Source organism: Nocardia sp. NPDC101769, assembly GCF_044766925.1.
Classification (GTDB): domain Bacteria; phylum Actinomycetota; class Actinomycetes; order Mycobacteriales; family Mycobacteriaceae; genus Nocardia.
Genome location: NZ_JBIWMX010000021.1, coordinates 56,824 through 76,220 on the forward strand (window position 1 = coordinate 56,824; position 19,397 = coordinate 76,220).

The 19,397-nt window shown below is 68.7% G+C and carries 19 protein-coding genes; 6 read left to right on the plus strand and 13 right to left on the minus strand.

Translation table 11 applies throughout. The features are described 5' to 3' along the window. Nucleotides 1–3 precede the first annotated feature (3 nt). Complete coding sequence (locus ACIRRA_RS28630; protein WP_402774293.1) at nt 4–1,116, plus strand: hypothetical protein; 1,113 nt, start codon at nt 4–6, stop codon at nt 1,114–1,116. 194 nt (nt 1,117–1,310) lie between these two features. Here the strand turns inward: ACIRRA_RS28630 and ACIRRA_RS28635 are convergent, their stop codons facing one another. The 8 genes from ACIRRA_RS28635 to mqo form a co-directional block, all read right to left on the minus strand. After that, nucleotides 1,311–1,673 (minus strand): hypothetical protein, encoded by a 363-nt coding sequence (locus tag ACIRRA_RS28635; protein WP_402774295.1) that lies wholly within the window; start codon nt 1,671–1,673, stop codon nt 1,311–1,313. Between the two features lie 107 nt (nt 1,674–1,780). Next, the gene (locus tag ACIRRA_RS28640; protein ID WP_402774298.1) at nt 1,781–2,665 is read right to left on the minus strand and encodes a DUF222 domain-containing protein; all 885 of its coding nucleotides are present in this window, start codon (nt 2,663–2,665) and stop codon (nt 1,781–1,783) included. Nucleotides 2,666–2,740: 75 nt separating this feature from the next. After that, entirely contained in the window at nt 2,741–3,106 is a 366-nt protein-coding gene (locus ACIRRA_RS28645) for a cobalamin biosynthesis protein (RefSeq protein WP_402774301.1), read from the minus strand. After that, nucleotides 3,093–4,478, minus strand: coding sequence for a cobyrinate a,c-diamide synthase (locus ACIRRA_RS28650; protein WP_402774304.1), 1,386 nt, complete (start codon nt 4,476–4,478; stop codon nt 3,093–3,095). Before ACIRRA_RS28650 ends, ACIRRA_RS28645 begins: the two co-directional genes overlap by 14 nt. Further along, complete coding sequence (cobO, locus tag ACIRRA_RS28655) at nt 4,472–5,092, minus strand: cob(I)yrinic acid a,c-diamide adenosyltransferase (RefSeq protein WP_356997889.1); 621 nt, start codon at nt 5,090–5,092, stop codon at nt 4,472–4,474. The genes ACIRRA_RS28650 and cobO overlap by 7 nt, the downstream gene beginning before the upstream one ends. A 109-nt stretch (nt 5,093–5,201) precedes the next feature. Beyond that, nucleotides 5,202–7,310 carry a magnesium chelatase subunit D family protein gene (locus ACIRRA_RS28660; protein ID WP_402774307.1) on the minus strand — a complete coding sequence of 703 codons (2,109 nt, stop codon included), beginning with the start codon at nt 7,308–7,310 and terminating at the stop codon, nt 5,202–5,204. A 277-nt stretch (nt 7,311–7,587) separates the two neighbouring features. Continuing rightward, complete coding sequence (locus ACIRRA_RS28665) at nt 7,588–8,037, minus strand: GNAT family N-acetyltransferase (protein WP_402774310.1); 450 nt, start codon at nt 8,035–8,037, stop codon at nt 7,588–7,590. Nucleotides 8,038–8,055: 18 nt separating this feature from the next. Next, nucleotides 8,056–9,612 (minus strand): malate dehydrogenase (quinone), encoded by a 1,557-nt coding sequence (gene mqo, locus ACIRRA_RS28670; RefSeq protein WP_402774312.1) that lies wholly within the window; start codon nt 9,610–9,612, stop codon nt 8,056–8,058. 238 nt (nt 9,613–9,850) lie between these two features. Between mqo and ACIRRA_RS28675 the strand changes: the two genes are divergently transcribed. Next, nucleotides 9,851–10,789, plus strand: coding sequence for an alpha/beta hydrolase (locus ACIRRA_RS28675; RefSeq protein ID WP_402774529.1), 939 nt, complete (start codon nt 9,851–9,853; stop codon nt 10,787–10,789). On the opposite strand, the gene ACIRRA_RS28680 is transcribed toward ACIRRA_RS28675, so the two are convergent. The 4 genes from ACIRRA_RS28680 to map all read right to left on the minus strand — a co-directional run bounded on the left by ACIRRA_RS28680 (nt 10,769) and on the right by map (nt 14,299). Further along, nucleotides 10,769–11,332, minus strand: coding sequence for an alpha/beta fold hydrolase (locus tag ACIRRA_RS28680; RefSeq protein ID WP_402774315.1), 564 nt, complete (start codon nt 11,330–11,332; stop codon nt 10,769–10,771). The two genes, ACIRRA_RS28675 and ACIRRA_RS28680, sit on opposite strands and share 21 nt — an antisense overlap. A 66-nt stretch (nt 11,333–11,398) precedes the next feature. Then, entirely contained in the window at nt 11,399–12,949 is a 1,551-nt protein-coding gene (locus tag ACIRRA_RS28685; RefSeq protein ID WP_402774318.1) for a cobyric acid synthase, read from the minus strand. 136 nt (nt 12,950–13,085) lie between these two features. Then, entirely contained in the window at nt 13,086–13,427 is a 342-nt protein-coding gene (locus ACIRRA_RS28690) for a hypothetical protein (RefSeq protein WP_402774320.1), read from the minus strand. An 8-nt stretch (nt 13,428–13,435) separates the two neighbouring features. Beyond that, nucleotides 13,436–14,299, minus strand: coding sequence for a type I methionyl aminopeptidase (gene map / locus ACIRRA_RS28695; RefSeq protein WP_402774322.1), 864 nt, complete (start codon nt 14,297–14,299; stop codon nt 13,436–13,438). A 128-nt stretch (nt 14,300–14,427) separates the two neighbouring features. Between map and ACIRRA_RS28700 the strand changes: the two genes are divergently transcribed. Continuing rightward, complete coding sequence (locus tag ACIRRA_RS28700; RefSeq protein ID WP_402774325.1) at nt 14,428–15,441, plus strand: LLM class flavin-dependent oxidoreductase; 1,014 nt, start codon at nt 14,428–14,430, stop codon at nt 15,439–15,441. Between the two features lie 66 nt (nt 15,442–15,507). Here ACIRRA_RS28700 and ACIRRA_RS28705 read toward each other — a convergent pair whose 3' ends face one another. Next, nucleotides 15,508–16,239, minus strand: coding sequence for a GntR family transcriptional regulator (locus tag ACIRRA_RS28705; protein ID WP_402774532.1), 732 nt, complete (start codon nt 16,237–16,239; stop codon nt 15,508–15,510). 161 nt (nt 16,240–16,400) lie between these two features. On the opposite strand from ACIRRA_RS28705, the gene ACIRRA_RS28710 reads away from it, so the two are divergent. The 3 genes from ACIRRA_RS28710 (at nt 16,401) to ACIRRA_RS28720 (ending at nt 19,370) form a co-directional block, all read left to right on the plus strand. Continuing rightward, on the plus strand, nt 16,401–17,516 hold the full coding sequence (locus ACIRRA_RS28710; RefSeq protein ID WP_402774327.1) for a TIGR03364 family FAD-dependent oxidoreductase: 1,116 nt from the start codon (nt 16,401–16,403) through the stop codon (nt 17,514–17,516). Between the two features lie 10 nt (nt 17,517–17,526). Next, on the plus strand, nt 17,527–18,213 hold the full coding sequence (locus ACIRRA_RS28715) for a phosphonatase-like hydrolase (RefSeq protein WP_402774330.1): 687 nt from the start codon (nt 17,527–17,529) through the stop codon (nt 18,211–18,213). A gap of 92 nt (nt 18,214–18,305) precedes the next feature. Further along, nucleotides 18,306–19,370 (plus strand): 2-aminoethylphosphonate ABC transporter substrate-binding protein, encoded by a 1,065-nt coding sequence (locus ACIRRA_RS28720; protein WP_402774333.1) that lies wholly within the window; start codon nt 18,306–18,308, stop codon nt 19,368–19,370. Nucleotides 19,371–19,397: the final 27 nt, after the last annotated feature.

Consider the following 19,397-nt stretch of genomic DNA (forward strand, 5'->3'; position numbering starts at 1 on the left):
GAGATGACGCAGAATCAGATCAACTCGCTCGACGAATATCCGATCCACCAGACCCCGCTGTCCATGTCGCGGGTCGGGACCAGTGATCGAAACTTCTACGACCGCAACTACTTCAACGCACTCGACACCGGCAGTGACACCTTCCTGGTCACCGGTTTCGGGGTGTACCCGAACCTGGGAGTGACCGACGCGTTCGCGACCGTGCGCCGCGGCGACACGCAGCGGGCCGTGCGGTTCTCCGACGCCCTGGCCGAGCGCAGCCTCGAGCCCAAGGTCGGCGGCTACCGGATCGAGATCGCCGAACCGCTGCAGAAGATCCGCGTGCTCTGCGAACACGAGGACCTGTCCTTCGACCTGACCTGGGAGGGTTCCTTCCCGGCCATGGCCGAACAGCCGCACACCATCCTCACCGGCGTGCACCGGCCCATCATCGACGCGCAGCGCTTCGCGCAGGTCGGAACCTGGTCGGGCACACTGCATGTCGACGGCACCGATATCGCCGTGGACCCGTCCGCATGGTGCGGCACCCGCGACCGGTCCTGGGGGATCCGTCCGGTCGGCGAATCCGATCACCCCGGCCGGTTGGCGTCCGAACCGTCCGAAGGCTTCTGGTGGCTGTACGTGCCGCTGCTGTTCGACGAGTTCTCCATCATCGTCATCGTGCAGGAGGAGCCCAACGGCTTCCGCACGCTCAATGACGCCACCCGGATCTGGAAGGACGGGCGAGTCGAGCAACTGGGCTGGCCCCGTGTGCATCTGACCTACAAGTCCGGCACGCGCATCCCGACGCGGGTGCGCCTGGATCTCACCACACCCGACGGCAAGCCGCTCGAGGTCGAGGTCGAGGCCGGAACCTTCATGGCCCTCAATGTCGGTTGCGGCTACGGCGGCGACCCCGATTGGCAGCACGGCCAATGGAAGGGTCGCGACTGGTCCGAGAGCAAGCTCTACGACCTGACCGACCCGGCCATCGCCGGGCGCATTCCGTTCGGCGTCATCGACCACGTCGGCAAGGCGCGCTGCGGCGATGCCGAGGGCTGGGGACTGTTCGAGCACGGCACCATGGGTCGCCACGATCCGACCGGATTCGCCGATTGGGGTTCTGTCGCACCCTGATCGCGCACAGCCGCAGCCCTCGCCGGATAACCAACCACCCGGCGGGGGCTGCGGCGTGTGGGTCTCATCCGCGCGAACGACTGCCCGACGTGCCACGAACCAGCGGACAAGCCGGGGCCGGGCCGCGGGCCATACCTCCTCAGCCCGATTCTCTTTCCCGGCGACAGGGCTCCCTCAGACAGCTGAGGGAGCGGTCAGGTGGAGGGCCACCAGTAATTGACGACCATGTAGAGGCTGAGTATCAAGCCTGCGATGAAGATCAGGGCGCCGATCGCGAGTCCCCAGGTGGGACGCCAGCCATGACGTACGGCTATGCGACCCAGTTGCCAGGAGACGGCTCCACCGGCTGCCCAGGTGTACAGAGGGAACGCGCCCAGGCCCAGGATGATCTGGGGTGGGCAAGGGTGCCGCCAGGCGCAGAACTCTGGGATGCCGTCCAGGTCTCTGATGATGAGGAAGGACAGGAAGGCTGTGGCGCAGAGGCCCACGGTGCCCCAGAAACGCCACCACATCAGGAAGCTGCGCCAGCCGTCGGGTTCGAGGGTGGGATAGGCCACAAGGCAAAAGATAAAGAACAAAACGCAAAAGACAAAAGACCGAAAGACAAAGACGCCTGGAGAAGGGAGGGGGCCAGGCTCACGGACGCACCTACACCTACCAGCCCTCACCTCTGAAGCCGTGGTGGTCGCGGCGGCGATGAGGCAACCACACCTCCCCATGCCCTGCGCACACCAGCCCGACACGAGCAGCCGGGAATCACGCCGCCCGTGAACCCCACCTCGAGTAACTGGATTCGATGGCAGCGGCGACCCACTGCCCCACGTGTACTCGCGGGCGCGTCGCACCCCGGGTGGGTGCAGCCCTTGTCGCGGGCGATCAACGCCAACCGCTGGGCCGGGGTGGCCAGCCGCTGGCAGCGCCCCAGGAACAGCGGCAACCCGTCGGCATCGAGGACCGCCAGCACCGGGCGGGTGCCCTCGGCCATCTTCAACACCTCGTCGATGCTCACGTGGCCGCCGGTGGCGGTGGTCGCGACCCCGGCCCCACGCTCGAGGTCGGCGAGGTTCACGGTGAGGGTGGCCTGGACCGGCAGACCGCGGTGGGAGCCGAGCTCGGCGGGGTCGAGGCCGGGCTGCAGCAACGCGAACAGCGCGTCGTGGGTGCGCTGACCGGTGTCGCGGCGGTCGCGGCCAGGGAGGCGGCACGCTGGTGTCCGGTGGGTTCGAAGAATTCTCCGCACTGCCGGGTGATCTTCACCCGCACCGACGCGTCGTACTTCGACAGGCCCAACGTCTGCCGCAGGAACGGCACCACAGCCTTCGCCCCACGACCTTCGGGCAGCGAACGATTGCAGGCCTCGACAATCAAACGTGAATCCAGCGCCGACAGTTGACGTTTGCAGGTCTCCAGCCGCTGCATCAACCCCACGACATCCCCCTCGGAAAACGGGGTGAGGTCGCCATGGAGGACGGAATTCGACAGGGTTTCGACGGCGGCCGCCAGGTCGACGATGCCGCATGCGTCGAGTGTCACCCCCCATCGAATTCATGCATTGATTTTACCGCTACAGCAACAACCCAGGAACCCGAAATGGCCTATATTACTTGGCTTTTCACATCTGTGACTACGAATTCAATTCTGCCGCAGCGATAACAACCCCAGCGAAAACGGTTTTAGCGATGACCAAATTCCCGCCACCGGCCAGCACAGCAGCCGCCTCCGCAACGCTCGCGCTCCCCACGGCAAGCGCAACCCGCTCCGACGGATTGGGGACGGAAACGGCCTCCAGCTCTGTGAGCGTGAATCCCACCAGCTCGACACCCAACCGGTCGGCGGCCGCTCTGATCCCCGGCTCTCCAACCCGCCGCTCGACGGTCGCCAAGCAGCGAATCACCCTGTCACCGACCGCGTTTCGAACGGCGGCGAGGATCGCGTCGACGGTTGTCCCGGGACGGAGTCCGACCCCGACAGCCAATTCAGGCCGGGGCATGGCTCCGTGTGAACTCAGCAGCGGCGGTGACGAATCGGCCGACGGCCGACGGATTCCCGGCGGGGTGGGTGTGCAGGTAGGACGCGTGGACGCGATGCACTGCCGCACCCTCGCGGACGGCCTCCCCGGAGGGAGCGCGCCAGGCCCAGGCCGGGGCGCCCGATCCGGGGGTGACCAGGCGGGTGCGGTGGAATTCGTGGCCGCGCACGCGTTCGCCCACGCTCCAGAGCGGAGAATCGGTGAGCGCCACCGCATCCCGGTAGCCGAGGGTGAGGCGCGGGCCGAATTCGGCTTCGGCGTCGATGACCCCGGCCATGCGGTGGCCGTCCAGGGTCCGGGTCAGGTAGAGCAGGCCCGCGCATTCGGCGTGGACCGGGAGGCCGCGGCCGGCCTGGTCGGCGATGGTGGCGAGCAGGCCGGTGTTGGCGGCGAGTTCGGCGGCGTGCTCTTCGGGGAAACCGCCCGGAAGGACCAGACCGGCTGTACCGGAGGGCAATTCGTCGCGCAGCGGGTCGAAGACTCGCACCTGGGCGCCCGCCGCCGCCAGCAGCTCGCGATGTTCGGCGTATCCGAAGGTGAAGGCCGGTCCGCCCGCCATCGCCACCACCGGCCCGGATTCCGCCGCCGTCACCTCGGTGGCGGGATCCCAGTCCCGTCCCTGTGCGCTCGACACGGCCGAGGCGGCCACCGCCGCGAGATCGATATGTGCCGCAACGAGATCCGTCATGGCGTCCACGGCGGCCTGGGCGGCCGAGCCGTGCTCCACCGCCGGAATCAGGCCGAGATGCCGTGACGGCACCGCTAATTCGGCCAGGCGCGGTAGTGCACCCAGTACCGGCAGCCCGACGCGGGCGCAGGCCGCGCGCAGCACCTGCTCGTGGCGCTCGCTGCCCACCCGGTTGAGAATCACTCCGCCGAGCCGGATTCCGCTGTCGTAGGTCGCGAATCCGTGCAGCAGGGCCGCCAGGCTCTGGCTGTGCCCGCGCGCGTCGACCACCAGGATGACCGGCGCGCCCAGCATGGCGGCGATCTGGGCGGTCGAGCCCTCGGCGATGGGTTCGGTGTGGTGTTCGTCGATGCGTCCGTCGAACAGGCCCATGACGCCCTCGACGACCGCCAGATCGCAGCCCTGGCTCCCGTGCCGGTACAACGGCACCACGCGGTCGGACCCGACCAGTACCGGATCCAGGTTCCGCCCCGGCCGCCCGGCCGCCAGCCCGTGATATCCCGGGTCGATGTAGTCCGGGCCCACCTTGAACGGCGCGACCCGGTGCCCGGCCCGGCGCAGTGCCCCGATCAATCCGGTGGCGACGGTTGTCTTCCCGCTCCCCGACGCGGGCGCGGCGATGACGACCGCGGGCGTGTTCACCATTCGATGCCGCGCTGGCCCTTGCGGCCCGCGTCCATCGGATGCTTCACCTTGGTCATCTCGGTGACCAGGTCCGCGGCCTCGATCAGCGCCTGCGGTGCGTCGCGGCCGGTGATCACCACGTGCTGGTTGCCCGGCCGGTTGCGCAGCGTCTCGACGACTTCATCCACGTCGACCCAGCCCCACTTCAGCGGGTAGGTGAACTCGTCCAGCACATAGAACCGATGCTGCTCGGCCTCCAGGCGGCGGCGAATCTCCTGCCACCCCGCCAGCGCCGCGGCCGCATGGTCCTCATCGGACCCCTGCTTCCGCGTCCACGACCAGCCCTCGCCCATCTTGTGCCATTCCACGGCCCCGCCGACCCCGGTCTCGTCGTGCAACTTCCCGAGCGTCCGGAACGCGGCCTCCTCCCCCACCTTCCACTTCGCGCTCTTCACGAACTGGAACACCGCGACATCGAACCCCTGATTCCAGGCCCGCAGCGCCATCCCGAACGCCGCCGTCGACTTCCCCTTCCCGGGCCCGGTGTGCACCGCGAGCACGGGCAGATTCCGACGCTGCCGCGTCGTCAGCCCGTCATCCGGAATGCTCTCCGGCAGCGGCACACCCTTCGGCATCGTCTCCAGCTCCTTCCACACCAACCAGTCCGAGGATTCACGGTGCCATACGCACGCGGCGCGCCGATCCGCGCCCCGGTCCGGCACGACGGCCGACCACCGGTTGTCGTCAGGCGGCGCGGGTGGCGCGGACGATGCCGGCGACGGAATCGCCGGTGAGGGCGGTCAATTGGAGGTATCCGGCGCGGAGAGCGGTGGCTATGTCGCGGGCGAGGTTCAGGCGGATCATGCCGCGTTCGCAGTCGATGACCATGGCGGTGACGGCGTCGTTGGCGAGCATGCGGGCGGCGGTTCGGGCGCGCGGCAGCGGGTCGGCGCCGCCGGTGGCCCGGCCGTCGGTGAGTAGGACGAGGAGGGGGCGGCGGTGGGGGTCTCGGGTGCGTTCGCGGCGGATGAGGTCGCGGGCCTTCAGGAGGCCTTGGGCGAGTGGGGTTTTGCCGCCGGTGCGGAGGTCGGCGAGGCGGCGGACGGCGATGTCGACCGACGAGGTGGGCGGGAGGACCAGCTCCGCGTCCTGGCCGCGCATGGTGATGACAGCGACCTTGTCGCGGCGCTGATAGGCGTCGCGGAGCAGCGCCACCACAGCGTTCGTGACGGCCGCGAGGCGGTCGCGGGCGGCCATGGAGCCGGAGGTGTCGACGACGAAGACGACCAGGTTGCCTTCGCGGCCTTCGCGATACGCGCCGCGCAGGTCGCCGGGGGCGAAGGCGAGCGGGCCCGACTGGCGGCCGCGCTCGAACTGGCGCGGGGCCGCGGCGAAGATGGTGCCCAGCAGGTGCAGGCCGGTGGAGGTGTCGTCGGTGGTGCGCACGACGCGGCCCTGCCGGGTGCGGGCACGGGAGCGGCGGCCGGGCGCGCCCTCGCCGACGCCGGGGACCTCCCAGCGCGGGGGCTTGGGCAGGGTCGCGGTGGGGGCGGCGACCCGGCCCTCGCGGCCGGGACGGCCGGCCGAGTCGTTCCGGTCACGCCGATCGCCGTCGTCCGGGCGCGGGGCATCCGGTGGATTCTGGTCTCCCCCAGGGAAATCCGGGCCACGGTCCGGGAGATCGAGGCCATTGTCCGAATCCGGGCCGCCATCGTGCGAGTCCGGGTCGGCGCCAGGTGAATTGGCGTGGTCCGGGTTCAGGCCGGAGTCCTCGGCCCCGTCCGCCGGATCCTGCGGTCCCGCACCGTTGTTCGGCGGGACCGCTTCACCTTTTCCCAGGCTGTCGTCCTCCTCGGCGCGGGCCGCTTCCTCGGCCGCGTTCCGCATGGCGTCGTCGAGTTGCTCCTCGCTGATGCCGGGTTCGTCGAAGGGATCGCGGCGACGGCGGTGCGGCAGCGCCAGTTCGGCGGCCACGCGGACGTCGGCCTCGCTGACCGCGGTTGCTCCGCGCCAGGCCGCATGGGCCGTCGCGGTGCGCGCCACCACCAGGTCGGCGCGCATGCCGTCGACATCGAAGCTCGCGCACAGGGCGGCGATGCGGCGCAGCTCGACATTGCCGAGACCGACGTCGGCGAGCCGGTCGCGGGCGGTCAGAATGCGTTCGGCCACTTCACGATCCGCGGCGGCATAGCGGCCGGCGAAGGCGCCGGGATCCGCCTCGTAGTCCAGGCGGCGGCGGACGACGGCCATCCGCACATCCACATCGCGGGAGGCGACCACGTCCACGGTGAGCCCGAACCGGTCCAGCAGCTGCGGCCGCAGCTCGCCCTCCTCCGGATTCATGGTGCCCACCAGGACGAATCGCGCCGGATGCGTATGCGAGACACCGTCGCGCTCGATGTGCACCCGCCCCATGGCGGCCGCGTCGAGCAGCACATCCACCAGATGGTCGTGCAGTAGGTTCACTTCGTCGACGTAGAGCACGCCGTGATGCGCGGCGGCCAGCAGCCCCGGCTTGAACGCCTGCTCCCCGTCCCGCAGCACCCGCTCCAGATCCAGCGACCCGACCACCCGGTCCTCGGTGGCGCCCACCGGCAGCTCCACCAGCCGCGCGGGCCGCGCCCCGGACTCGTCCACCACCGGCGGCAGCAACTGCGCCAGCGCCCGCACCACGGTCGACTTCGCGGTCCCCTTCTCCCCGCGCACCAGCACCCCGCCGATCCCCGGATGCACCGCGCACAGGATCAGCGCCAGCTGCAACCGCTCCTGCCCCACCACCGCGGAGAACGGAAACCCGGCCTCGTCATCGGCCGCACGAACACTCTCGGAGTAAGCCACAGGAGAAACGGACACGCGCACAACTCTAAGCGGGCCACCGTCCCCCACCTCCGCCGCCCCACACGCGCCGATCCGCCCGATTGCGCACCGGCACGGCGGATGACGGGCGATTCCCCACGTCGCCACGCTGTCGAGTCTCCAGCGGCCCCTCTCCGCCGGCGCCAGGTCGTCCATCGGCGAGCGGCAACCCACGAATCCTCACCGGCGTGCCTCCGGGCCGCTCACCGGCATGAAACAGCCGCGCCCGCTGTGGGTTTCACAGCGGGCGCGGGGTTGTTCGGTCGGTGCGGGGTCAGCCGCGGCGCATCGGGATGTGCGGGATGCCGTCTTCGATGTACTCCTCGCCGTCGGGCTTGAAGCCGTGCTTGGTGTACATGTCGAGCAGGTAGGTCTGCGCGTTCAGGCGGACGGTCGCCGAGCCCGCCTCGGCCAGGGCAGCCTGCAGCAGGCGGGTGGTGTAGCCGTGGCCGCGAGCCTCGGGGGCGGTGCAGAGGCGGCCGATGCGGAAGGACTTCACGCCCTCCTCGTGCTCCTCCATGAGGCGCAGGGTGCAGATGACCTCGCCCTCATCGTCGAGCCAGAAGTGCCGGGTTTCCGGCAGCAGGTCGAACCCGTCCAGTTCCGGATACGCGCACTTCTGCTCGACGACGAACACCTCGACGCGAAGTTTCAACAGCTTGTACAGCGTCGCGGTGTCCAGGTCTTGGGACCACGACCGTTTGAGAGCAACCGTTGACATCATCGCGTCTTGCTATCACATCTAGGCGTGAGAAGCGATACCGACGGGCCTGGGCGTGTTGTCCGAATCCACCGAATCCAGCTGCAGGGCCTTGGTGGACCAGTCCCAGACCTCGCGGTACAGGGCCTGGTTCTCGGAGAGCTTGACGCCCAGCGACGGCACCATTTCCTTGAGTTTCGGCTCCCACGTGGAGAATTCGCGCGGGAAGCACCTCTTCATGACATCCAGCATGGCGCTCACACAGGTGGACGCGCCCGGGGACGCGCCGAGCAGACCGGCAATGGTGCCGTCCTCGGCCGCGACGACCGCGGTGCCCAGCTCCAGCACACCGCCGATGCCCTTGCGGCGGATCATCTGCACGCGCTGACCGGCGATGATCAGCTCCCAGTCGCTGCCGTCGGCGCGCGGGATGAATTCCTCCATGGCGCCGATGCGGCCGTTCTGCGACTTGAGCAGCTCGGAGACCAGGTAGTTGACCAAGCCCATCTCGGTGACGCCCACGCCCAGCATGGAGAACAGGTTGTTCGGCTTGACCGACTTGATGAGGTCGGTCAGCTTACCGTCCTTGAGGAACTTCGGCGTCCAGCCGGCATAGGGGCCGAACAGCAGGCCCTTCTCACCGTTGATGACGCGAGTGTCCAAGTGCGGCACCGACATCGGCGGCGCGCCGACCGACGCCTGGCCGTACACCTTGGCCTCGTGCTGGGCGATCAGCTCCGGGTTGGTGCAGCGCAGGAACAGACCCGACACCGGGAAGCCGCCGAAGCCGCGGATCTCCTTGATGCCCGACTTCTGCAGCAGCGGCAGCGCGCCGCCGCCGGCACCCACGAACACGAACTTGGCGTTGATCACGCGCACCTTGTTGCTGCGCAGATTGCGCACCTTGACCAGCCAGGAGCCGTCGGACTGCTTGGTCAGGTTCAGCACGTCGTGGCCGAATGCGATGTCCGCGCCGGACGCGCCCAGGTAGGCCAGCAGTTCCTTGGTGAGCTCACCGAAGTCGATATCGGTGCCGAAGTCGGTCCAGTTCAGGGCGACCGGGTCGGAGAAGTCGCGGCCCTTGGCCATCAGGGGTAGCCGGCGGCCGAATTCGGCTGCGTCGTCGATGAATTCCATGCCCTCGAACAGCGGGTGCTTGGACAGCGCCTCGTGGCGCTTGCGCAGGTACTCCACGCCGTCCGCGCCGTGCGTGAAGCTCACATGCGGGATGGGGTTGATGAAGTTCGACGGGTTGGCCAGCACGCCGTTCTCGACCGAGTAGGACCAGAACTGGCGCGAGACCTGGAAGCGCTCGTTGATGTCGATGGCCTTGGTGATCTCCACCGAGCCGTCGGCGTTCTGCGGCGTGTAGTTCAGCTCGCACAGGGCGGAGTGGCCCGTACCGGCGTTGTTCCACGGGTCGCTGCTCTCGGCGGCCGCGGCTTCCAGGCGCTCGAAGATGGTGATCGACCAGTCCGGCTGCACCTGTCGAAGCAAGGCACCGAGGGTGGCACTCATGATGCCGGCACCGATGAGTACTACATCGGTCTTTTCAATCGTGGCAGCGTTCGACACGGCGTTGATCGACTTCCTTGTCATTTGGGGTCACCAGGTGGGGGTTAGGTTACCCGTCGTTCACTTGGACTCAATTCTGCCCCTGACCATTCCCGAATCCCGCTTCGAAATCCCTGATTGTGAGAGATCCCTCCCAAATGGACATCGTTGCGTCGCGGTCTATGTTGGGCGTGTGACCTCCGAAACGTCATCCACCACGTCGTCGACCACCACCTGGCAGCCCGATGTGCTGGGTGCCGACTACCAGCAGCTGACAATCCCGATGGGTCCGGATCCGGACGGTGAGAGCGACGTGGTCGCCACCCTGGTCCGTTATGCCCCGGCCGACGTCCCGGTCGCCACCCGGGCCGTGCTGTACGTGCACGGGTTCACCGACTACTTCTTCCAGGAGCACCTGGCCCAGCACCTGGCCGCCCAGGGCTATGCCTTCTATGCGCTGGACCTGCGCAAATGCGGACGCTCACAGCGGGCGGGGCAGACCCCGCACTACGTGAGCGACCTGGCGCTCTACGACGGGGAACTGAACCGGTCGCTGCAGGTCATCCGTGAGGAGACCGAGCTGCCGGTGCTGATCATGGCGCACTCGACCGGCGGCCTGGTGACCTCGCTGTGGCTGAACCGGCTGGAGGCGACCGGTGGCGTTCGCGCACAGGGCATTACCGGACTGGTGCTCAACAGCCCGTGGTTCGACCTGCAGGGTCCCGGCTACTACCGCTCGGTGGGCACGCCGCTGCTGGAGGGCCTGGGCCGGTTGCGCGCCTTCGCCAAGCTGCCCCTGGGCGTGGCCACCACCTACGGCGACAGCCTGCACCACACCCAGGCCGGTGAGTGGGACTACAACCTGGACTGGAAACCGTTGAGCGGCTACCCCGTTCACGCGGGCTGGCTGCGCGCCATCCGGCGCGGGCACCTGCGGCTGCACAAGGGCCTCGAGATCGGGGTGCCCGCACTGATCCTGCGCTCGAAGGTCACCAAGTTCATGCGCGAGTACGGGCCCGCCGCCGACGTGTCGGATGTGGTGCTGGATGTGCGGCAGATCCAGCGCTGGTCGGGCTGCCTGGGCGAGCGCACCAATATCGTGCCGATCGAGGGTGCGCGGCACGACGTGTTCCTGTCGTCGGAGACGCCGCGCACCCAGGCGTTCGGAGAACTGGATTCCTGGCTGAAGTGGCTGGCCGACTCACCAGAAGCTGGTGCGTAGCACCACTTCGGTGGCCAGCTCGTGGCCCGCTTCGGCAGCCACATCGGTGACATCCATGGGGACCAGCCGGAATTCGCCGTAGACGAACCGGCTGGAACCCTCGGCCACCGGGCGCGGCAGGCGCTTGGTGGCCAGCAGCGTGGTGGGGATCTCCACCGGCGGGCAGGAAGGGTCCTTGACGGCGCCGTCCGCGCCCGGTGCGGCCGGGTGACCGCCGCCGGCCACGATGAGGCTCATGAAGCGGCCGAAGCCGCGGGCGGCCAGCTGCCAGGCCAGGTCCGCGCCCGCGCCGCTGCCGACCAGGTTGGCCCACGGGACCTTCAGCTGGTCGAGGATGGCGAAAACGGTGGTGGTGTCGAGACCGTCGATCGATTCGATCGCGATGGTGTGCAGGTCCGAGGTCTGCAAGCGTGCACAGACCTGGTCGTAAATGTCGGCCGGATCGCCCGCATCGGGTAGCAGCAGGACGTGGTGCCGGGTTTCGGGTCCGCCGACTCGCACCGCCCACTCGCGGTCACCGACCGTGATCCGCCGAGATTCCATGTTCGATCACGCTACAGGAGCCCCGGAGGAGCCGAACGCGAGTCGGGCGGATTATTGTGACGGCGGTCACTTCTCAACGGTCAGAACCGGGAGATCCGCGGGCGCACCAGCGGTGATGAGCTGTTCGAGGGCGTCCTGGTCGAGGTGCTTCTCCATGAGGTCGGCCAGCAGATCCAGCTGGGCGGAGCGCACCTCGGCGACCGAAACAGTGTCGGAGACAACGAAATCGGTGCGGCCCGCCCGCGCGGCGACCACACGCAGCCAGGCGCGGCGGAACTCGTCCGATTCCATGGCTCCGTGCAGATGGGTGCCCCAGATCGCCTCGCGCACACTGCCTTCGCGAGCGCCGTCGAGTTCGAACCACGGGTCGTCGCCCTGCCGGGTGACGCGGCCGTGGTGGATCTCATAGCCGTGCACCGGGAGATCGCTGTCACGGCCCGGCACACCATGATTCGGGACCCGGCCGCTGGAACGGCGCAGCACCTTGGGGTCGGCGAATTCGATCTCCAGGTCCAGCAGGCCCAGGCCGGGGACGGTGCCGGCCGCGGATTCGATCGGGTCGACGATGGTGCGGGCCAGCATCTGGTAGCCGCCACAGATGCCGAGGATGGGCGCACCCGCGGCCGCACGAGCGATGAGAGCATCGGCGATTCCGGTGCGGCGCAACCACTCCAGATCGCTCACGGTGGATTTACTGCCCGGAACGACCACCAGATCGGCTCCGGCCAGCCGGGACGGGTCGCTCACCCAGCGCACGGCGACGCCCGGTTCACAGGCCAGGGCCTCGACATCGGTGGAGTTGGAGATGCGCGGCAGCCGGATGGCGGCCACGGTCAGCCAGTCCCCGCCCAGCGGCGGCCGGGAGCGGCCCACCGGTGCGTCCGCGACGGTGCCCAGGGAGTCCTCGGCATCGATCCAGAGGTCCTCGGCGAAGGGGATGACGCCGAGCGTGGGGCGACCGGTGAGCTCGGTGAGCTGATCCAGCCCGGGCCGCAGCAGGTCCACGTCGCCGCGGAACTTGTTGATGACGAACCCGGAAATCAGGTGCTGGTCTTCGGGTTCCAGGATCGCAACGGTCCCGAACAGGTGCGCCAGCACGCCCCCGCGATCGATGTCCCCGACCAGCAGCACCGGCAGATCCGCGGCCCGTGCCAATCCCATGTTCGCCAGATCCGTTGCCCGCAGGTTGATCTCGGCGGGCGATCCCGCGCCCTCACAGATCACCACATCGAATTCGGCTCGCAGCGAAGCCAATTCCTCGGCGACGATGGCGCGCAACTGCTGCCGATGGCGGAAGTAGTCCTTCGCTCCGAGGGTATCGACGGCTCTACCCCGCACCACGAGCTGCGAGCGCCGGTCACTCCCCGGCTTCAACAGCACCGGGTTGAACCGCACGCTGGGCTCCAGCCCGCACGCCCGGGCCTGCAGCGCCTGCGCCCGGCCGATCTCCCCGCCGTCCAGGGTGACGACGGAGTTGTTCGACATGTTCTGCGCCTTGAACGGTGCGACCCGCACCCCGCGCCGCGCCAGCATGCGGCAGAGCCCCGCCACCACAACGCTCTTTCCCGCGTCGGAGGTGGTGCCTGCCACCAGAAGTGCGCCCTTCACTCCGGCCATCCGACGCTCTTCCGGTAGAAGAGGGCGAGGATGACGTCGCCGGGCGCCTTCCGCGCTACCCGCTGTGCCGGCGGTCGGCCAAACCCAGCCACCACAACGCTTTTCCTGGCGGCGCCTGCGACCGGCAGCGCACCCGTCACCGCGGGCTGTTCCCCGCTCGCGCACCGCTGGTGTAGGCGTCCCGGCTGCTGTAGGAGTCTCGGCTGCTACTCGTGTAGGCGTCCCGGCTCGTGTAGACGTCGCGGCCGTCGTCAGCTTCGGCGTCCGCACCGCTGGTCACTTCGACGTCGGGCTGCGCGCCGGGGGCATCGTCCGTTTCCGGCAACTGTCGTCCCGCGGCGAGTTCGACGTGGCGTCGCATGGTGGCGCGGAGCGCGCCCAGGCCCTCGTCGCGGGGGTTGGGCGGAAGAACCCGCGCATTCTTCCGCCGCGGGCCGCGGGAGCCGATCGCCCGAGTTCTGGTACCCCGCTGGGGCATCGCGACCCTCACGGGAGCGTGAGGATCTCGGCGCCGTCATCGGTGACGACGAGGGTGTGCTCGAACTGGGCGGTCCACTTGCGGTCCTTGGTGACCACGGTCCAGCCGTCGTCCCAGATCTCGTAGTCGATCCCACCCAGGTTGATCATCGGCTCGATGGTGAAGGTCATGCCCGGCTCGATGACCGACTCCACCGAGGGCTGGTCGTAGTGCAGGATGACCAGGCCGGAGTGGAAGGTCGGCCCGACGCCGTGGCCGGTGAAGTCGCGGACCACGCCGTAGCCGAAGCGGTTGGCGTATGCCTCGATGACGCGGCCGATGACATTGAGCGCACGGCCGGGCTTGACGGCCTTGATGGCCCGCATGGTGGCTTCCTCGGTGCGCTCGACCAGCAGTCGCACCTCGTCGTCCACGTCACCGGCGAGGTAGGTCTTGTTGGTGTCGCCATGCACGCCGTCGATGTAAGCGGTGACGTCGATATTGACGATGTCGCCGTCCTCGATCACGGTCGAGTCCGGGATGCCGTGGCAGATGACCTCGTTCAGCGAGGTGCAGCAGGACTTGGGAAATCCCTTGTAGCCCAGGGTCGACGGGTAGGCGCCGTGGTCGAGCATGTACTCGTGCGCGATCCGGTCCAGCTCGTCGGTGGTGACGCCGGGCGCGACGGCCTTGCCGGCCTCTTCCAGGGCCTGGGCCGCGATCTTGCCCGCGATCCGCATCTTCTCGATGGTCTCCGGGGTCTGCACCCAGGGTTCGTGCCCCTCCTTGACGGTCTTCTTCCAGACGTACTCGGGTCGCTCGATACTTTTCGGGACCTCGCGAATGGGCGACTGCGTGCCGGGAACGAGGGGCTTGCGGGTGCGCACAGACATGGGTACCAGACTATCTGCCGGTCCGGATCGTGGGATTCCCAGGTCCAGGGACGGGGGAATTCTTCCGGACCGCAGTCCGTTTATGCTCTCGGTTGACTTGGAAACAAGACAGGAGAGGGGTTCCGGCCGTGGAACTGGGGCTGACGACATTCGCTGAAACGCATCCCGTCGGCGGGGACGGGCCGGTGCCGACCGCGGGCGAGCGGTTGCGGCAGGTGGTCGAGGAAGCCGTGGCCACCGAGCAGGCAGGGCTCGACGTGTACGGCGTCGGCGAGCATCACCGGAAGGACTTCGCCGCGTCCTCGCCGGCCGTCGTGCTGGCGGCCATCGCGTCACGCACCGGACGGATCCAGCTCACCAGCGCGGTGACCGTGCTGAGCTCCGCCGACCCGGTGCGCGCCTTCCAGGACTTCTCGACGCTGGACGGGATTTCGAACGGGCGGGCCGAATTGATGGCCGGGCGTGGGTCGTTCATCGAGTCGTTCCCGCTGTTCGGGTACGACCTCAGCGACTACGACGAGCTCTTCGAGGAGAAACTCGCGCTGCTGCTGAAGATCCGCGAGGAGGAGCCGGTCACCTGGTCCGGCAGGTTCCGCGCGCCGCTGACGGACGCGATCGTCTACCCGCGCACCGAGAATCGGCCGCTGCCGGTGTGGATCGCGGTGGGCGGAAGTCCCGAATCCGTCGTGCGCGCAGGGCTGTTGGGGCTGCCGCTGGCCATCGCCATCATCGGCGGACAGCCTGCGCGGTTCAAGCCGCTGGTGGATCTGTATCACCGGGCGCTGGAGGAAGGCGGGCATGAGCCGCGGCCGGTGGCCGTGCACGCGCACGGGTACGTCGCCGACACCGACAAGGAAGCCGTCGAGGACTTCTACGCGCCGTACGCGCGGGCCATGTCCGGGATCGGGCGCGAGCGCGGGTGGGGTCCGATGACCCGCCAGCAGTTCGACGCGCTGCGCTCGCAGAGCGGTTCGCTGTTCGTGGGCACGCCGGACCATGTCGCGGAGAAGATCGCCGATGTCCGCGACACCCTCGGGCTGGATCGATTCATGTTGCACAGCAGCGTCGGAACGCTGCCGCACGAAAAGGTCTTGCACAACATCGAATTGCTGGGCGCGAAGGTGGCTCCGCAGGTTCGCTGAGGCGCGGCGTATCGGCCGGTCGGGATCGGCCGATACGACTCGCGCACACCGATTTTCGCGCACGATTCAGTAATCGGTGAGTTTGGCCTGGAACGCGATGCGATCGCCGCGGTAGAGCGAGCGCACGCGTTCGATCGGCACGCCTTCACCGTCCACACTGCGGCGGTGCAACAGCAGCATCGGCAGAGCCGTCGTGCACTCCAGCAGCGCGGCCTCGCGCGGTGAGGCCAGCACGGTTTCGATGCGCTCGGTGGCGACCGCGTAGACCACGCCCATGCCGCGGGTGGCGGCGTACAGCGAGGTCTCCGGGTTGTAGAACTCGCGCAACACTGCGAAGCGGTCCAGCGGCATCCAGGTGCTCTCCAGGCCGATGCGCTCGCCGTCGGCCAGCAGGATGCGCTCCAGATGCATGACCGGCGTGCCGGGTTCGAGCGCGAGGTCCTGGGCGGTGTCCGCGTCCGCCGGGATATCGGTCCATTCGACGAGCAGACGGCCCGGTTTGCGGCCGAATTTGATCGCGCCCTCGGTGTAGGAGCGCAGCGACAGAGGCTGCACCATCTTCGGGCGCGAGACCACAGTGCCGCGGCCCTGACGGCGAATGCGGCCTTCCACCAAGAGTTCCCGCACCGCCTGACGCACGGTTTCGCGGGCGACGCCGCAGCGCAGGGCCAGTTCGCGTTCCGAGGGCAGCGGGTCGCCCTCGGAGAGTTCGGTGAGCAGCGCCTCGAGTTCGGCGCGCACGCGGTACGACTTCGGCAGGCGCGCATTCGATGCGGAATCGGTTCCGGCGCTGGGCATTTCGCCCAGCGTACGGCCTCGCTCCACCTGATGTTCCACCCCGGCAGCCTCCCTCGTGTCCATGGCCCCCAGCCTACACAAGATTGGTCTATACCAATTATTAACCTATCGTTTCCACACGAAACACTCGTAGGTCTAGACCATTGCTCAGGATGATTCCCATGCGATTGGTCATCATCGGCGGAGGGATCCTCGGTACCGCCCACGCTCTGGCCGCCATCCGGCGCGGCCACCACGTCGTCCACCTGGAACGCGAGGTCGAAGCCCGCGGCGCGACCGTACGCAATTTCGGTCTGGTGTGGGTATCGGGGCGCAGCGCACACGAATTGGAGCTCACCCTGCGCTCGCGGCAGCTGTGGGAGGAGATCGGCGGCCGGGTCCCCGGCGTCGGCTTCCGCCCGGCCGGTTCCCTCACGCTGGTGCGCTCGGAGAACGAGCTCGCGGTGGCCGAGGCCGCCGCGGCCCACCCGTCGGCCGCCGAACGCGGCTTCGACCTGCTCGATGTCGACCGGGTGCGCGCGCTGAACCCCGCGCTGCGCGGCAAATTCCTTGCGGGCCTGCACTGTTCGACCGACGCCGCCGTGGAGTCCCGGCAGGCGCTGCCCGCCCTGCGGCGCTACATGGAGGCCAGCGAACGCTACGCCTTCTTCGCCGGCACCGAGGCCCGCGCCGTCACCGGCACCACCGTCATCGACGACCGCGGCCGCCGCCACGAGGGCGATCTGGTGCTGGTCTGCCCGGGCGCCGCGCACACCGGCCTGACCCGCGAACTGGTGGGTGACATTCCGGTGCGCCGGGTGCGGCTGCAGATGATGCAGACCGCCCCCCTGGGCGAACCGCTCACCACCGCCATCGCGGACGGCGACAGCTTCCGCTACTACCCGGCCTTCGCCGGCCCGGAGCTCGACCGGCTCAATCGTGAAGAGGCGCAGCCGTTCACGGCCGCCCAGCACAAGATGCAGCTGCTGGCCGTGCAGCGCCTGCACGGCGGGCTCACCATCGGCGACACCCACGAGTACGACGAACCGTTCACCTTCGACGTGGACGAGGCCCCCTACGAGCACCTCACCGGCGTGATGGAGGAACTGCTGGGCCGCAAGCTGCCGCCGATCGTGCGGCGCTGGGCGGGCGTGTACAGCCAGTCCATCGATCCGGGCACCATCGTCACCCGCGCGCAGGCGTCCGACGGCGTCTGGGTCGTCACGGGCCCGGGCGGGCGCGGCATGACGCTGGGCCCCGCACTGGGCGAAGAGACCGCCGACCTTCTGAACCTGTAGAGGAATCACCATGTCCGACAAGCAGATCGAACTCGCGGTGCTCGATATGGCGGGCACCACCGTCGCCGACGACGGGCTGGTCGAGCGGGCGTTCGAGGCCGCCATCACCGCCGCGGGCGTGCCGGCCGAGGGCCCGGAGCGCGAGGCGGCCCGGAAATTCGTCCAGGACACCATGGGCCAGTCCAAGATCTGGTGCTTCCGCACCCTGCTCGGCGACGAGGACCGCGCCCAGCTGGCCAACCGCGCCTTCGAGGCCGCCTACGCGGAATTCGCCGAGGCGGGCGTGAACCCGATTCCCGGTGCCGCAGAGGCCATTTCGGCGCTGCGGGCGGCGGGCATCAAGGTGGCGCTGACCACCGGGTTCAGCCGCGAGACCCAGGACAAGCTGCTGAAAGCGCTGGGCTGGAACGACATCGCCGATCTGGCGCTGGTCCCCTCCGACGCCGGGCGCGGCCGCCCCTACCCCGACATGGTGCTCACCGCCGTGCTGCGGCTGCAGGCCGACGCCGTGGATCGTGTCGCGGTGCTGGGTGATACGTCCAGCGATATCGCCAGCGGCCTGGCCGCGGGCGCGCGCATCGTCGCGGGCACGCTGACCGGCGCGCACACCGAGGAGCAGCTACGGGCCGCGGGAGCGACCCACGTGGTGCCGTCGGTCACCGAATTCGCGCAGCTGCTGCTGGCCGAGCGCGGCTAGAGAATTCCGCCGCCCGGGCGCGCCTCGCCTGGGGGCGGAGTACCCCCTGTTCCTTCGACTCGACCGTCCCCTGAACTGAAAGTGCAGTCACCGTGCGTATTTCGAACAACCGCCTCGCACGCAACATCGCCCGCACCGCTCTCATCCTGACCTCGGCCACCGCCGTCGCCCTCAGCCTGACCGCCTGCGGCGGCACCGGCAGCGACTCGAAGGACGGCAAGACGGTCACCGTCTACTCCGTCGATGGCCTCGGGGACTGGTACAAGCCCGTCTTCGAGAAGTTCAAGGCGCAGACCGGCATCACGGTCAACGAGGTGGAGGCCGGCTCCGGCGAGGTCGTCAGCCGGGTGGAGAAGGAACAGTCCAACCCGCAGGCCGACCTGGTCGTCACCCTGCCGCCATTCATGCAGAAGGCCGACAAGTCCGGACTGCTGCAGGCCAGCGGCGTGGACACCGGCGCGGTCGCCGCCGCTGACAAGGACGCCAACGGCAAGTGGGTTTCCCTGGCGGGCAACTACCTGTGCTTCATCGCCAACCCGTCGGTCGACGCCGCCAAGCTGACCTGGGACGACCTGCTCAAGCCCGACTACAAGGGCAAGCTGCAGTACTCCACCCCCGGCCAGGCCGGTGACGGCACCGCGGTGCTGGTGCTGCTGCAGCAGCTGATGGGCAAGCAGGGCGCGCTCGACTACCTGGCCAAGCTGCAGGCCAACAATGTCGGCCCGTCCTCCTCCACCGGCAAGCTGCAGGCCAAGGTCGACAAGGGCGAGATCCTCATCGCCAACGGCGATGTGCAGATGAACCTGCAAAGCGTCAAGAGCGGCTCCAAGTTCGACGTCTTCTTCCCGGCGTCCGCCGACGGCAAGAAGTCGACCGTCTCGCTGCCCTACCTGATGGGCATGGCCAAGGGCGCGCCGCATTCGGACGCGGCCAAGCAGCTGATGGAGTTCCTGCTCTCGGCCGACGTGCAGAAGTCGCTGCCCGACACCTTCGCCATCCCGTCCCGCACGGATCTGGCGAGCGCCCCGGCCACCGGCAACGGTCCGTCCCCGGCCTCGACCATCAAGGACGTGACCGTCCTGCACCCCGACTGGACCTCCGTGCTCGACAACCTCGACGCCGACGTGGCCGCCTACACCAAGGCCACTGGTAGCTAGAGCACGGCGTCAGTCCGATACCAGCCC

Coding starts and splice junctions, on each gene's coding strand:
- ACIRRA_RS28630 (WP_402774293.1), top strand. CDS start 4: ATGACGCAGAATCAGATCAACTCGCTCGACGAATATCCGATCCACCAG.
- ACIRRA_RS28640 (WP_402774298.1), bottom strand. CDS start 2,665: ATGAATTCGATGGGGGGTGACACTCGACGCATGCGGCATCGTCGACCT.
- ACIRRA_RS28645 (WP_402774301.1), bottom strand. CDS start 3,106: ATGCCCCGGCCTGAATTGGCTGTCGGGGTCGGACTCCGTCCCGGGACA.
- ACIRRA_RS28650 (WP_402774304.1), bottom strand. CDS start 4,478: ATGGTGAACACGCCCGCGGTCGTCATCGCCGCGCCCGCGTCGGGGAGC.
- cobO (WP_356997889.1), bottom strand. CDS start 5,092: ATGCCGAAGGGTGTGCCGCTGCCGGAGAGCATTCCGGATGACGGGCTG.
- ACIRRA_RS28665 (WP_402774310.1), bottom strand. CDS start 8,037: ATGATGTCAACGGTTGCTCTCAAACGGTCGTGGTCCCAAGACCTGGAC.
- mqo (WP_402774312.1), bottom strand. CDS start 9,612: ATGACAAGGAAGTCGATCAACGCCGTGTCGAACGCTGCCACGATTGAA.
- ACIRRA_RS28675 (WP_402774529.1), top strand. CDS start 9,851: ATGGGTCCGGATCCGGACGGTGAGAGCGACGTGGTCGCCACCCTGGTC.
- ACIRRA_RS28680 (WP_402774315.1), bottom strand. CDS start 11,332: ATGGAATCTCGGCGGATCACGGTCGGTGACCGCGAGTGGGCGGTGCGA.
- ACIRRA_RS28685 (WP_402774318.1), bottom strand. CDS start 12,949: ATGGCCGGAGTGAAGGGCGCACTTCTGGTGGCAGGCACCACCTCCGAC.
- ACIRRA_RS28690 (WP_402774320.1), bottom strand. CDS start 13,427: ATGCCCCAGCGGGGTACCAGAACTCGGGCGATCGGCTCCCGCGGCCCG.
- map (WP_402774322.1), bottom strand. CDS start 14,299: ATGTCTGTGCGCACCCGCAAGCCCCTCGTTCCCGGCACGCAGTCGCCC.
- ACIRRA_RS28705 (WP_402774532.1), bottom strand. CDS start 16,239: ATGCCCAGCGCCGGAACCGATTCCGCATCGAATGCGCGCCTGCCGAAG.
- ACIRRA_RS28710 (WP_402774327.1), top strand. CDS start 16,401: ATGCGATTGGTCATCATCGGCGGAGGGATCCTCGGTACCGCCCACGCT.
- ACIRRA_RS28715 (WP_402774330.1), top strand. CDS start 17,527: ATGTCCGACAAGCAGATCGAACTCGCGGTGCTCGATATGGCGGGCACC.